Raw genomic sequence first — 13,940 nt, 5'->3', positions numbered from 1 at the left:
GGAGCCGTTGGGGCGGGAGCCCTCCCCGGGCTGCTGCCGGGTGGCCGCGCCATGCCCGCCGCATCGGCCCGCCAGACCGCGGCCGAGGCGTGGGGCGTGGACGCGCTTCCCGAGCAGCCCGGCCGCGACGCGGCCGGGATCATCACGGCGGCCGCCGCGGGCAAGCTGTCGGGCCTGGTCGTCGGTGGCGTCACGCCCTCCGATCTGACCGCGGACCTGCGCAAGGCGCTCGACCGCACCGGCTTCGTCCTGTCGCTCGAGGTGCGGCGCACCGAGGTCTCGGAGTACGCGGACGTGGTGCTGCCCGTCGCGCCGCCGTCGGAGAAGCCCGGCACCTTCGTGAACTGGGAGGGACGCCTGCGCGGCTTCGCCACCGCGATCCGCACGGATGCGATCTCCGACCACCGTGCGATCGACTTCCTCGCCCGCGAGCTGGGCGTCGACCTCAAGGTCGGCACCGTCGCGGACGTCAACGAGCAGCTGGCCGCGCTGGGAGCCGCAGGCAAGGGCGAGCGGGTCAAGGCGCCCACGGACAAGCCCGCGAAGGCGCCGGCAGCGTCGGGCGATCAGCTGGTCCTGGCCTCGTGGCACCTGCTGGTCGACGAGGGCGCGCTCCAGGATGGCGAGCCGTACCTCGCCGGCACCGGCCGCACCGCGGTCGCGCGCGTGTCGCAGGCGACGGCCGAGTCCATCGGCATCGAGGATGGCGTCGTCACCATCACCGGTGAGGCCAGGGGAGCGATCGAGCTGCCGGTGGTCGTCACCGAGATGGCCGATGGCGTGGTGTGGCTGCCGGCGAAGTCGCCCGGGTCCTGGGTCGCCCAGGAACTCGGCGTCGAGCCCGGCTCCCTCGTCACGGTGAAGGGAGGCATCTGATGCTGGGACTGACCCTTCCGGTCGAGGCGGTGGACCCTGCGGACCTCACGGTGACCGAGGCCCTCGCCAACGACACCATCTGGATCTCGATCATCAAGGCCGTCCTGATCCTCGTGTTCCTGCTGACCTCGGTGCTGTTCGCCGTCTGGTTCGAGCGCCGCGTGATCGGTCGCCTGCAGGAGCGCCCCGGACCCAACCGCCACGGTCCGTTCGGACTGCTGCAGTCCGTGATGGACGCGATGAAGCTCCTGTTCAAGGAGGACATCACCGTCCGCGCCGCGGACAAGGTGCTGTACATCGCGGCTCCGATGATCTCGGTGTTCTGCGCGTTCCTGATCTTCTCGGTGATCCCCTTCGGGCCCACCACGCACATCCCGTTCACGGACGTCCATACTCCGCTGCAGCTCACCGACTTCCCGGTCGCCGTGCTGTTCATCCTCGCGTGCGCCGCGCTGGGCGTGTACGGCATCGTGCTGGGTGGCTGGGCCTCGGGCTCGACCTACCCGCTGATGGGCGCCGTGCGCTCGACGGCCCAGGTGATCTCGTACGAGCTCGCCATGGGCCTCGCGCTCGTCACGGTGTTCCTGCTCGCGGGCACCATGTCCACGAGCGGCATCGTCGAGTCGCAGACGGACCGCTGGTGGATCTGGCCGCTGTTCCCGGCCTTCGTGCTGTACGTGATCTCCATGGTGGGCGAGACCAACCGCCTGCCGTTCGACCTCCCCGAGGCGGAAGGCGAGCTGGTCGCCGGCTTTATGACCGAGTACTCGTCCATGAAGTTCGCCTGGTTCTTCCTCGCCGAGTACATGAACATGATCAACGTGTCCGCCGTCGCGGCCACGCTGTTCATGGGCGGGTGGCACGCGCCGTGGCCGAACTCGTGGCCGGGCGCCGAGATGCTGAACTCCGGCATCTTCCCGCCCATCTGGCTGATCCTGAAGATCTGGCTGCTGATGTTCGTGTTCGTGTGGATCCGCGGCTCGCTGCTGCGCTTCCGCTACGACCAGTTCATGAAGTTCGGCTGGAAGATCCTGATCCCCGTGGGCCTGGGGTGGCTCGTGTTCTTCGCCGTGGGTCGCGAGGCCTTCGCCGCGTGGGGCCGTGATCTCAACGTCTACGACGCTGTCGCCGGCCTGGTCGCGATCCTGCTCACCATCGCGGTGATCAGCTTCGTGCGCGGCGAGCCCGTGCCCGAGCCCGAACCCGAGCCCGAAGAGCTCGATGCCTTCGCCGGTGGCTACCCCGTGCCGCCGCTGCCCCACCAGACCCTTCCCCCGTCGCCGCGCTCCGGCCGCACGGTGGAGGCGAGCGCCGGTGGCTCCGACCCGGAAGGAGACGCCTCAGCATGAGCGAGTCCGACGACGTCTGGAAGGTGAATCGCGAGCGCGACGGCGAGAGCCAGCGCTTCGAGTCGAACTTCCCCGAGTACGGCCCCGTGGGTCGCACGTTCGCGCCTGTCGCCGGGTTCGGCGTCACGCTGCGGAACTTCTTCCGTCCCACGGTCACCGAGCAGTACCCGGACAAGAAGACCCCGCCGATGCCGCGCTACCACGGCCGGCACCAGCTCAACCGCTACGCGGACGGGCTCGAGAAGTGCATCGGCTGCGAGCTGTGCGCGTGGGCCTGCCCGGCGGACGCGATCTACGTCGAGGCCGACTCCAACACGGAGGACGCGCAGTACTCGCCCGGCGAGCGCTATGGCCGCGTCTACCAGATCAACTACCTGCGGTGCATTTTCTGCGGCCTGTGCATCGAGGCCTGCCCCACCCGCGCGCTCACGATGACCAACGAGTACGAGCTCGCCGGTCCCACGCGCGAGGGTCTGATCTACGAGAAGCAGGATCTGCTCGCCCCGATGGAGGACGGCATGCTCGCCGCCCCGCACCCGATGGTGCCGGGAACCCAGGACGACGACTACTACAAGGGCGACGTCACGCAGGTCGTGGACTCGCAGGTCGAGTGGGTGCGCGAGCACCGGCCCGAGGACCCCACCCTTCCCGAGAATGCGGGTGCGGGCGACGAGAAGCCCGCCAGCGCATCGGCCCCAGCGACGGAGGCCGCCCGTGGTTAGCCCTGTCCTGTTCTGGGTGGTCGCCGCGCTGACGGTGGTGCCATCGCTCGCACTGATCTTCGCGCGCAAGGCCGTCCACATCGCGATGTCGATCGTGTGCGTCATGGTGGGCCTCGCGGTCGCCTACGTGGGGCTCGACGCGCCCTTCCTGGGCGTGGTGCAGATCGTGGTCTACACCGGCGCCGTGATGATGCTGTTCCTGTTCGTCCTCATGCTCGTGGGCGTGGACCAGCGCGAGAGCCTCAAGGAGACCATCACCGGTCAGCGCTGGATCGCGTTCTTCGCGGCCGGCGGCATGGCCGTGCTGCTGATCTCGATCATCGGCCGCGTGTCGATCGCGCCACAGGAGGCGCAGACCGGCAATCCCGAGGAGATCGCGCTGGTGCTGTTCGGCCAGTACGTGCTCGTGATGGAGGTGCTGGGCACGCTGCTCATCACCGCCGCCGTGGGCGCTCTGATCATGACGCACACCCCGCGCCTGACGCCGCGCAAGACGCAGACGGACCTGCAGGCGGCGCGCGTGCTCGCCGGCGCCGACCCGGTCAACAAGCCGATGCCCGGCGTGTTCGCCCGCCACAACGCGCTTGACGCGCCGGCGCTCGACCCCGAGGGCAAGCCCATCGAGCACTCGGTCTCCCGCGTGCTCGAGATCCGCGACCAGATGTCGGACGGCGAGGAGTTCCGCGCCCGGCTGGAGTCGACCGCCAATCCCGAGGATCACCAGAACCCGCAGCGGTCCACCGAGAGCGAGGAGGAGAAGTGAACCCCATCAACTTCGTGATCCTCGCCGCGATCCTGTTCTCGATCGGCTCCGCGGCGGTGCTCCTGCGCCGCAATGCGATCGTCGCGTTCATGGGCGTCGAGCTCATGCTCAATGCCGCCAACCTGGCGCTCGTCGCCTTCTCCCGGATCCACGGTCAGCTCGACGGCCAGGTCATGGCGTTCTTCGTCATGGTCGTCGCCGCTGCCGAGGTGGTGGTGGGTCTCGCGATCATCATCGCGGTGTTCCGTGCCCGCCAGACCATCTCGCTCGACGAGCCGGCAGAGCTGAAGGGATAAGCACGCATGCAGTCTTTGATCTGGCTCGCCATCGCCCTGCCTCTGGCGAGCTCCGCGCTCCTGCTGCTGGCAGGCCGGAAGGCCGATGCGTGGGGCCACTGGGTGGGAGTCGCCGCCTCAGGCGGCGCCTTCCTTGTGGGCCTGGGTGCGCTCCTCGAGATGCTCGGGCAGCCCGAGGAGTCCCGCGCGATGGTGAACACGCTGTGGACCTTCATCCCCGGTGGTGACCTGAACGTCGATGTGGGTCTGCTCGCGGACCCGCTGTCCATCACGTTCGTGCTGCTCATCACGTTCGTCGGCACGCTGATCCACGTGTACTCCGTGGCCTACATGGAGCACGACCCGGACCGCCGTCGCTTCTTCGCGTACCTCAACCTGTTCGTGGCCGCGATGCTGCTGCTGGTGCTCGCGGACTCGTTCCTGCTGCTGTTCGTGGGCTGGGAGGGCGTGGGTCTCGCCTCGTACCTGCTGATCGGCTTCTGGAACTCCAAGCCCGAGTACGCCACCGCCGCGAACAAGGCCTTCTTCGTCAACCGCATCGGCGACATCGGCCTCATCATCGCCATGGGTCTGATGTTCGCGACCTTCGGCGCTCTCGACTTCTCGACGGTGTTCGCGCAGGCGCCGGAGGCGACCACCGCGCAGCTCACCGCGATCGGCCTGATGCTCCTCGTGGCCGCCTGCGGAAAGTCCGCGCAGTTCCCGCTGCAGTCCTGGCTGGGCGACGCGATGGCCGGCCCCACGCCGGTGTCCGCCCTGATCCACGCCGCGACCATGGTGACCGCAGGCGTGTATCTGATCGTGCGCTCCGCGCCCATCTTCAGCGGCGCTCCCGACGCTCAGGTGGTCGTCGCCGCGGTCGGAGCGTTCACGCTCCTGCTGGGTGCCTTCATCGGCATGGCCAAGGACGACATCAAGAAGGCCCTCGCGGCCTCGACCATGTCGCAGATCGGCTACATGATGCTCGCCGCGGGACTCGGTCCCATCGGCTACGCGTTCGCGATCTTCCACCTCGTCACGCACGGCTTCTTCAAGGCCGGGATGTTCCTGGGCGCCGGCTCGGTCATGCACGCCATGAACGATCAGGTCGACATGCGCCGGTACGGCGCGCTCCGCGGCGCGATGATGGTCACCTGGATCACCTTCGGTCTCGGGTGGCTCGCGATCCTGGGCGTGCCGCCGTTCTCGGGGTACTTCTCGAAGGACAAGATCATCGAGGCCGCCTTCGTGGGCGAGGGCTGGCAGCCCTGGGTCTTCGGCGGCGCCGCGCTCATCGGTGCGGGCCTCACGGCCTTCTACATGTCGCGCCTGTTCTTCATGACCTTCCACGGCAAGGCGCGCTGGACCGACGATCAGCACCCGCACGAGTCGCCGCTGCTCATGACGGTGCCGATGATGATCCTGGCCGTCGGCTCGGCGTTCCTGGGTCTCATCCTGGCGACGGGCGACCGCTTCACGCACTGGCTCGAGCCGGTCACCGGTCACGCCGAGCACCACGACCCCGTGCTGCCCATCCCGGTGCTGATCGCCCTCACGCTGATCCTCGTCGCGATCGGTGCGGTGGGAGCCTGGTTCAAGTACGGCCGCGCTGACGTCCCCGAGGAGGCGCCCGCCGCGTCGCTCGTCACGGTCGCCGCGCGCAGCGACTTCTTCCAGGACTCGGTCAACCGTGCCGTCGCGCAGCGCCCGGGTCAGCACCTCACCCGCACGCTCGTGTACCTGGACCACGCGGTCGTGGACGGTGCGGTCAACAAGCAGGCACGCGGCTGGGCCAACCTGGGTGAGGCCTCGCGCCGACTCCAGAGCGGCCAGGTCAGGTCCTATGCGGCGACCATGCTCGTCGGGTTGGTCATCGTCGCCGTCGTCATCGTGGTGGGGGGTCTCTAAGCCGTGTTCCCGTTCCTGACCATCCTCGTCGCGCTCCCCGCTGTGGGCGCGGCGCTGCTGTGGGCCCTGCCCGCAACGGCCCGCGGTCGTGCGCGCGAGATCGCGCTGGGCGTCACCGGACTCGAGCTGCTGCTCTTCGCCATCATGGCGACGCAGTTCGACAAGGCGGACGCCGGCGCCTTCCAGTTCTCCGAGACCTACTCGTGGATCCCGCAGATCGGCACCAGCTGGGCGCTGGGCATCAACGGCATCGGCCTGCTGCTCATCGCGCTGGCCGTGATCCTCACACCGCTCGCCATCCTTGCCGGCTGGCGCGAGGACACGGACCTCAAGGCCCGGCGCGACTACCTGGCGCTGATCCTGCTGAGCCTGAGCTTCATGGTGGGCATCTTCGCCGCGCGCGATGTCTTCCTGTTCTACGTGATGTTCGAGGCGATGCTGATCCCGCTGTACTTCCTGATCGGGCGCTTCGGCGGTGAGCAGCGCCGCTACGCGGCCGTGAAGTTCCTGCTGTACTCGCTCGCGGGCGGCCTCATCATGCTGGTCGCCGTGGTCGCGCTGTACTTCCAGGGCGGGGGAGGCGAGCAGGCGTTCCTCACGGACAACCTGGTCGCCACGCTCGACATGTCGACCACGACCGAGCGCCTCATGTTCCTCGCGTTCTTCCTGGCCTTCGCGATCAAGGCGCCCATGGTGCCGGTGCACACGTGGCTGCCCGACGTCGCGGAGACCGCGCGCCCGGGGACCACCGCGCTGCTGGTCGCGGTGCTCGACAAGATCGGCACCTTCGGCATGATCACGCTGTGCCTGGTGCTGTTCCCGAACGCCGCGCAGTGGGCGGCACCGGCCATCATCGTGCTCGCGGTCATCTCCGTGATCTACGGCGCTCTCATGGCGATCGGCCAGCGCGACATGCTGCGCCTGGTGTCCTACACGTCGGTCAGCCACTTCGGCGTCATGATCCTGGGCATCTTCGCCTTCCAGCAGACCTCGATCGAGGGCGCCGCGCTGTACATGTTCAACCACGGGCTGTCGACCGGGGCGCTGTTCCTGCTGGTCGGCTTCCTGGTCGCACGCACCGGCACTGCGGACGTGCAGGCCTACGGCGGCCTCCAGCGCGTGGTTCCGGTCTTCGCGGGGACCTTCCTCGTCGTGGGCCTGTCCTCGCTGTCGCTGCCGGGCCTGTCGCCGTTCGTGTCCGAGATCATGGTGTTCGTGGGCGCCTACCCCGTCGCCGCGGCCGCGGTCATCGTCTCCGCGATCTCCGTGGTGCTGGCGGCGCTGTACATCCTGCTCACCTACCAGAGGGTCTTCACCGGGCCGCCACGCGAGGAGCTGTCCGCGACGCGCGAGCTCACGCTGCGCGAGCGCCTGGTCGCGTGGCCTCTGGTCGCCCTCATGGTGCTGCTGGGCTTCGTGCCCGGGATCGCCATCGACTACCTGAGTGACCCCGCCGCTGACGTGGTCGCCCAGGTCACCATCGAGGAGGCCGGCGCGTGACCTTCACGACCCCCGAGATCGCCTGGGCGCCGCTCGCGCCCATCATCATCGTGCTCGGCGCGGCGTCGATCGGCGTGCTGATCGAAGCGTTCGTCCGCACCCCCGCGACCCGGCGCACGGTGCAGCTCATCCTGGGCCTGGTGTCCATGGCAGCCGCACTCGGAACGCTCGCGGTGCAGTGGGCGTCGCTCGACGGCGCGGGCACGCAGGTCATGCGCCTCATGCTGACCGTCGACCGCCAGGCGCTCGCCTGGCAGAGCGTGATCCTGGTCTTCGGACTGCTGGGAATCCTGCTGTTCGCCTCGCGCACCCGCTCCGGGGAGACCGCGTTCACGCCACTCGGTGCTGCGACACCGGGCTCGATCGAGGAGACCCTCGCCCGCCGTCGCGGACTCGAGGTGACCGAGGTCTTCCCGCTGCTGCTGTTCGCCGTGGGCGGCATGATGCTCTTCACGTGCGTGACGGACTACATCTTCCTGTTCGTCGCCCTCGAGGTGTTCTCGCTCGCGCTGTACATCATGGTCGCGCTCGCTCGCAGGCGCCGTCTGATGTCGCACGAGGCCGCGCTGAAGTACTTCCTGCTGGGCGCGTTCTCCTCAGCGATCTACCTGTTCGGTGTCGCCCTCGTCTACGGCGCGACCACGCAGACCTCGTTCGCGGCCGTCGGTCGCGCGATCGACGTCATCAGCGACCGCGACGGACTGCTGCTCGCGGGCGTGGTGCTGATCCTCGTGGGTCTGCTGTTCAAGATCGGCGCCGTGCCGTTCCACTCCTGGACGCCGGACGCCTACCAGGGCGCCCCCACGCCGGTCACCGCGTTCATGGGTGCCGCCACCAAGGCCGCCGCCACGGCTGCGCTCGTGCGCATCCTCTACACCTCGCTGCACCCGCTCGAGTGGGAGATCAGCTGGATGCTGTGGGCCACGGCGATCGCGTCCATGGCACTGGGCACCGTGCTCGCGCTCGTGCAGACCAACGTCAAGCGCATGCTCGCGTACTCGTCCGTCGCCCACGCCGGATTCATCCTCGTGGCGTTCGCGGGACTGACCGCCGAGGCCGTTGTCGCGCTTCCGTTCTACCTGCTCGCGTACGGCCTGGCCACCATCGGTGCCTTCGCCGTCGTGTCGCAGGTGCGCGAGCGTACCGAGGACGGGGCCGTCGGCGCTGAGGCCGTGCGGTTGGGCCAGTGGGCCGGGCTGGGCAAGCGTTCGCCGCTGCTCGCGGGCGCGATGAGCCTGTTCCTGCTGTCGTTCGCGGGCATCCCGCTGACGGCCGGCTTCATCGGGAAGTTCGAGGTCTTCTCGGCGGCGGTCGCCGGCGGCGGCTGGCCGCTGGTGCTGATCGCGGTGATCGCGTCCGCGATCGCAGCGTTCTTCTACGTCCGCCTCGTGGTGCTGATGTTCCTCACCGATGTTCCCGAGGGCGCCGAGGATTCGATCGAGGTCGACGACAGCCCGCTCACCCGCTTCGTGGTCGTCGTGACCGCCGCGGCGGTGCTCGTCCTGGGCATCCTTCCCGCCGGTGCGCTGAACCTGTTCGAGAACGCCGCTCAGTTCCTCGTCACCGCGAACGGCTGATCTGGTGACCTCCCTCCCGCTCGGCTCCGAGACTCTCGAGGCGGCGATCACGCCGCGCCTCGCGCTGGTCGAGGAGCGCCTGAGAGACGCTGTCGCGCAGTCGGACCGGCTGGCCGATGCGACATCGCGCCACCTGGTGGACGCCGGCGGCAAGCGTCTGCGACCCATGCTGACACTGCTCGCGGCGCAGCTGGGGGACGGGGTGCGACCCGAGGTGGTCGAGGCCGCCGTCGTGGTCGAGCTCACCCACCTGGCGACGCTGTACCACGACGACGTCATGGACTCGGCGCCCACCCGGCGCGGTGCACCCGCGGCGCACGAGGTGTGGGGCAACTCGGTGGCGATTCTCACCGGCGACCTGTTGTTCGCTCGCGCGTCGCGCGTGGTGGCCGGGCTGGGCCCGGAGGCGGTTCGGCTCCAGGCGCAGACGTTCGAGCGCCTGTGCCTGGGCCAGCTGCACGAGACGGTCGGGCCGGCCGAGGGCGACGACCCCGTCGAGCACTACATCCAGGTGCTCGCGGACAAGACCGGTTCGCTGATTGCCACGTCCGCGCGGTTCGGTGCGATGTTCGCCGGCTGCGTGCCGTCGGTGGTCTCCAAGGTCACCGAGTACGGCGAGTACGCCGGAGTCGCCTTCCAGCTCGCGGACGATGTCATCGACGTGCGCTCCGACGCCGCGACCACGGGCAAGACGCCCGGCACTGACCTGCGCGAGGGCGTGCCCACGATGCCGGTGCTGCTGCTCCGGCAGCTGGTGGCATCCGGCGAGGCCACCGCCGAGGACTCGCGACTGCTCGCGGACATCGACGGCGACCTGAGCGAGGATGCCGTGCTCGCGGATGTCGTGGCCCGCCTCGCCCCGCACGCGGTCGTGGACCGCACGAGTGCGCTCGCCCAGGAGTGGGCGCAGCGCGCGAAGGCCTCGGTCGCGGACCTGCCCGAGGGCGAGGTGCGCGACGCGCTCGTGTCCTTCGCAGACGCGCTGGTCGCCCGCGCGGCCTGACCGCGGTCGGTTTCCGTGCGCCTATGCCCCTAGACGAGCGAAGTGGGCCCATTTCGCTCACCTAAGGGCCTAGAGGAGCGGGAATCGACCGCCGGGGCTAGACGGGCTCGGCCGGCTGGACCCTGGCCTCACGCTTGCGGGGCCGCAGCCGCCAGCCGTCGACCGTGAGCACCACGAGCGCGACCCACACGAGCACGAACCCGATCCACCGCGACACCGGCATCGGCTCCCCGAAGTGCCACACCGCGAGGATGAACATCATGGTGGGCGCGATGTACTGCAGCAGGCCGGTGACGTACAGCGGCAGGCGGCGCGCACCCGCGGCGAACAGCATCAGCGCGCCAGCCGTGAAGATGCCCGTGGACATCAGCAGCAGGTCGTGATCGAGCCCCAGGCCCGCCTCCCCGCGCGACAGGAACGTCTGCCGCCCGGAGTCGTGGATCCACCACAGCCCCAGGAGCGCGATCGGCGCGAGTACGAGCGTCTCGACGGTCAGACCCGTGACAGCATCCACGGACGAGCCGATCCGCTTCTTGATCAGCCCGTACAGCCCGAACGAGGTGGCGAGCACCAGCGCGATCCACGGGAACTCGCCCAGCCCCACGCCGATCACCACGACGGCCGCGGCCCCGATCCCCAGAGCCACCACCTGCATCCGCCGCAGCCGTTCGCCCAGGAAGACCACGCCGAGCGCGACCGTGAACAGGGGGTTGATGTAGTACCCCAGCGCGGCGGAGTTCACATGGTCGGTGACGGTCGCATAGACGTAGACCAGCCAGTTCACGGCGATGAAGACCGCAGCGACAGCAAGCGTGAGCAGGGTGCGGCTGTCCGTGAGTGCTGCGCGCAGACGTGACCACGCGCCCATCACCGCGACGATGATCGCGCACACCACCACGGACCACACCGCCCGATGCGCGGTGATCTCCAGCGCGCCCGCGGGCTTCAGCGCGGCCATGAGCAGCGGGAAGGTCCCCCAGATCAGGTACGCGCCGGTGCCGTAGGCGAGCCCTGACCTGCTGAGGGATTCGCTCACGTTCGGATTCTGCCACCGGGCGGCCGTCTGGAGGGCCGATGCGCGGGCGGCTCAAGGATTCAGGTGCCAGTTGCCGCAGCCGCGGCCCAGGCGAAGGGCCGCGCTGCTAGAGCGCGCGCCGCACGAGCACGCGCGGCTTGCCGCCACCTTTGGACGTGGTCTCGCTGGCGATCGCGAAGCCGTGGCGCTCGAACAGCGACAGCGTGCCCACGTACGCGGACGCGACGTCGATCCGGTCGCCACCCGTGTCCGCCGGGTAGCCCTCGACGATGGTCGCGCCATGCGAGCGCGCGAACTCCACCGCGCCATCGAGGAGCTCGCCCGCGACGCCCTGGCGCCGGTGCCCGGCCCGCACCACGAAGCACACGACGGACCACACGGGCTGGTCGTCGACGTGGGGGATGACCCGCGATCGCACGAGCCGGTGGTAGGACGATCGCGGCGACACCGAGCACCAGCCGATCACCCGGTCGCCGTCGTAGGCCAGCACCCCCGGAGGGATGGCCTCGCCGCACAGGTCGCGCAACAGTTCGGCGCGAGCGCGCGGGGGCTGGCCCTTCACCCGTGGGTCTCCCGACGAGACGCGCATGGACAGGCACCAGCACGAGGGCGTGTCGAGGCTCTGGGGACCCAGGATGGTCCGCACGTCCTCCCACCGCTCCTGCGTGGCCGGCGCGATCGTGATCACGCCCCCCAGGCTACGGCGAACAGGTGACACCCGGGGTGACGGGAGCGCGAAACCGGCCGGTGCATCGGCCCTCTGCAGGCCTCAGCCCACGTGGATGCCGCACTCCGTCTTGCCCTGGCCGGCCCAGCGTCCGGCGCGGGCATCCTCGCCCGGCGCGACCTTCCTGGTGCACGGCGCGCAGCCGATGCTGAGGAAGCCCTGCGCGACCAGTGGGTTGCGCGGCAGGTCGTTCTGCACCTGGTACTTCTCCACGTCCGCGTCGTCCCACAGTGCCAGCGGGTTGATCTTCACGAGCCCGTGCTTGGCGTCCCAGCTCACCACCGGCATCTCGGACCGGGTCACGGAGTCCACGCGCCGCGCGCCGGTCACCCACGCCTGGTAGCCGGACAACGCCTGGGCGAGGGGGTCGACCTTGCGCATCTGGCAGCACAGGTTGGGGTCGCGCGCGAACAGATCCTTGCCGTACTGGGCGTCCTGCTCCTCGACGCTCAGCTCGGGCCGGACATCGACGATGGTGACGGGGAAGCGTCGCGCGACCTCGTCGCGGGTGTCGACGGTCTCCGTGAAGTGGTAGCCGGTCTCGAGGAACAGCACGTCTACGCCCTCGAGGCGCGTGCCGAACAGGTGGGGCAGGATCGTGTCCTGCATCGAGCACGCGATGCCGATCCGCTGGCCGAACGTCGCCACCGCCCAGTCCGCGATGTGGCTCGCGGAGGCGGACTCGAGACGTGCGTTGACCTCGGCGCAGGTCTCCGCGTTCCACTCGCGCGGGTTGAGCGCGGTGAGCGCGAGTGCGCCGCCCAGGGCGGGAATGGTCACTTGATGAGCTCCTCATCCGCCCTGAAGGCCCAGTCCGCGAACGACTCGGTGTCGTCATGGCGGTCTTCCAGGTAGTGACGCGTCACGCGTTCCACGTATTCCGGCATGCCCTTCTCCGTCACCTTGTGCGCGCGGATCTTGCGTCCGAAGTCGTTGTCCTCGCCGCGGCCCAGCCGGCCTCCCAGGTGCACCTGGAAGCCGGGCACCTGCTCGCCGGACTCCTCGTCCAGCACCAGCTGGCCCTTGAAGCCGATGTCCGCGATCTGCACGCGGGCGCACGAGTTGGGGCAACCGTTGACGTGCACGGTGATGGGGCTGTCGAGCGTGGGGAACTTGTCGTCGAGCACCTTCACCACCTCGCGCGCGGTCGCCTTGGTCTCGACGATCGCGAGCTTGCAGTACTCGATGCCGGTGCACGCGATGACGTTGCGGTGGAACTCGCCCGGATCGGAGTCGAGCTCGAGGGCGCGCAGGCCGTTGACCACGTCCGAGACCTTGTCCTCGGGCACGTCGAGCACCAGGATCTTCTGCAGCGGGGTGAGCCGGACGCGATCCGAGCCCGCCTCCTGAGCGATGCGCGCGATCTCCTGCATCTTGGTGCCGGACACGCGGCCCGCGACGGGAGCGACGCCCACGTAGTAGTTGCCGTCCTTCTGGCGGTGGATGCCCACGTGGTCGCCGCGGTCGCCGCGCTGGGCCAGCTGCGGCGCCGGCCCCTTCGGCAGCTCGTAGCCCAGGTAGTCGTCCTGCAGCACCTGGAGGAACTTCTCCGCGCCCCAGGCCTTCACGAGGAACTTCAAGCGAGCGCGGGTGCGCAGGCGGCGGTAGCCGTGGTCGCGGAAGATCGAGACCACGCCGCGCCACACGTCGTGAGCGATCTCGGGCTTCACGAACACGCCCAGGCGCTGACCCAGGAACGGGCTCACGGACAGGCCGCCACCCACCCATAGGTCGTACCCGATCCCCAGCTCGGGGTGCTCGACGGCGCAGAACGCGATGTCCTGCACCTCGTGCAGGATGTCCGGCACGGGCTGGCCCGTGAAGGCGGTCTTGAACTTGCGCGGCAGGTTCGAGAACTCCGGACTGCCGATGTAGCGGTCCATGATCTCGCGGATCTGCGGCGTGGGGTCGATCAGCTCGGCGTCGGAGACCCCGGCCACGGGGGAGCCCAGGATCACGCGCGGGACGTCGCCGCACGCCTCGGTGCACAGCAGCCCCACCTCCTCGACGCGGCGGAAGATCTCCGGCACGTCCTCGATGCGGATCCAGTGCAGCTGGATGTTCTGGCGGTCGGACACGTCCGCGGTGTCGCGCCCGAACTGCTCGGAGATCAGCCCGATCTCGCGTGCCTGGGCGACGCTCAGCTGGCCGCCGTCGGAGCGGATGCGGAGCATGAAGTACTCGTCGTCCAGCTGGTGCGGCTC

Annotated in this window: 13 protein-coding genes; 9 read left to right on the top strand and 4 right to left on the bottom strand. The window is 69.4% G+C overall.

Annotated features, from left to right (window positions below):
• The 9 genes from QZ483_RS08715 to QZ483_RS08675 all read left to right on the top strand — a co-directional run.
• Window positions 1-876: molybdopterin-dependent oxidoreductase (locus QZ483_RS08715; protein ID WP_297083007.1), on the top strand; the 876-nt coding region annotated here is incomplete at its 5' end.
• Window positions 876-2,225, top strand: a complete 1,350-nt coding sequence (gene nuoH, locus QZ483_RS08710) for an NADH-quinone oxidoreductase subunit NuoH (RefSeq protein WP_297083005.1) — start codon at window positions 876-878, stop codon at window positions 2,223-2,225. The genes QZ483_RS08715 and nuoH, both read left to right, overlap by 1 nt.
• Entirely contained in the window at window positions 2,222-2,947 is a 726-nt protein-coding gene (gene nuoI / locus QZ483_RS08705; protein ID WP_297083003.1) for an NADH-quinone oxidoreductase subunit NuoI, read from the top strand. Before nuoH ends, nuoI begins: the two co-directional genes overlap by 4 nt.
• A complete protein-coding gene (locus tag QZ483_RS08700; RefSeq protein WP_297083001.1) occupies window positions 2,940-3,710 on the top strand; it encodes an NADH-quinone oxidoreductase subunit J in 771 nt (256 codons plus the stop codon). Before nuoI ends, QZ483_RS08700 begins: the two co-directional genes overlap by 8 nt.
• Window positions 3,707-4,006 (top strand): NADH-quinone oxidoreductase subunit NuoK, encoded by a 300-nt coding sequence (gene nuoK / locus QZ483_RS08695; RefSeq protein WP_297083000.1) that lies wholly within the window; start codon window positions 3,707-3,709, stop codon window positions 4,004-4,006. Before QZ483_RS08700 ends, nuoK begins: the two co-directional genes overlap by 4 nt.
• Window positions 4,007-4,012: 6 nt before the next feature.
• Window positions 4,013-5,893, top strand: coding sequence for an NADH-quinone oxidoreductase subunit L (nuoL, locus tag QZ483_RS08690; RefSeq protein ID WP_297082998.1), 1,881 nt, complete (start codon window positions 4,013-4,015; stop codon window positions 5,891-5,893).
• Between the two features lie 3 nt (window positions 5,894-5,896).
• Window positions 5,897-7,393 carry an NADH-quinone oxidoreductase subunit M gene (locus QZ483_RS08685; protein ID WP_297082997.1) on the top strand — a complete coding sequence of 499 codons (1,497 nt, stop codon included), beginning with the start codon at window positions 5,897-5,899 and terminating at the stop codon, window positions 7,391-7,393.
• Complete coding sequence (gene nuoN / locus QZ483_RS08680) at window positions 7,390-8,970, top strand: NADH-quinone oxidoreductase subunit NuoN (protein ID WP_297082995.1); 1,581 nt, start codon at window positions 7,390-7,392, stop codon at window positions 8,968-8,970. Before QZ483_RS08685 ends, nuoN begins: the two co-directional genes overlap by 4 nt.
• Window positions 8,971-8,974: 4 nt before the next feature.
• Window positions 8,975-9,973 carry a polyprenyl synthetase family protein gene (locus QZ483_RS08675; protein WP_297082992.1) on the top strand — a complete coding sequence of 333 codons (999 nt, stop codon included), beginning with the start codon at window positions 8,975-8,977 and terminating at the stop codon, window positions 9,971-9,973.
• A 97-nt stretch (window positions 9,974-10,070) separates the two neighbouring features.
• Here QZ483_RS08675 and rarD read toward each other — a convergent pair whose 3' ends face one another.
• The 4 genes from rarD to QZ483_RS08655 form a co-directional block, all read right to left on the bottom strand.
• Window positions 10,071-11,009, bottom strand: coding sequence for an EamA family transporter RarD (gene rarD, locus QZ483_RS08670; protein ID WP_297082991.1), 939 nt, complete (start codon window positions 11,007-11,009; stop codon window positions 10,071-10,073).
• A gap of 106 nt (window positions 11,010-11,115) precedes the next feature.
• A complete protein-coding gene (locus QZ483_RS08665; protein ID WP_297082989.1) occupies window positions 11,116-11,697 on the bottom strand; it encodes a GNAT family N-acetyltransferase in 582 nt (193 codons plus the stop codon).
• 81 nt (window positions 11,698-11,778) lie between these two features.
• Entirely contained in the window at window positions 11,779-12,516 is a 738-nt protein-coding gene (locus QZ483_RS08660; RefSeq protein ID WP_297082987.1) for a phosphoadenylyl-sulfate reductase, read from the bottom strand.
• Window positions 12,513-13,940: nitrite/sulfite reductase (locus QZ483_RS08655; RefSeq protein WP_297082982.1), on the bottom strand; the 1,428-nt coding region annotated here is incomplete at its 5' end. The genes QZ483_RS08660 and QZ483_RS08655, both read right to left, overlap by 4 nt.

The sequence above is a fragment of the uncultured Demequina sp. genome, assembly GCF_913055775.1.
Classification (GTDB): Bacteria; Actinomycetota; Actinomycetes; order Actinomycetales; family Demequinaceae; genus Demequina.
The sequence above is the reverse complement of the archived record's forward strand: the minus strand, read 5'-3'. Positions and strand labels throughout refer to the sequence as shown.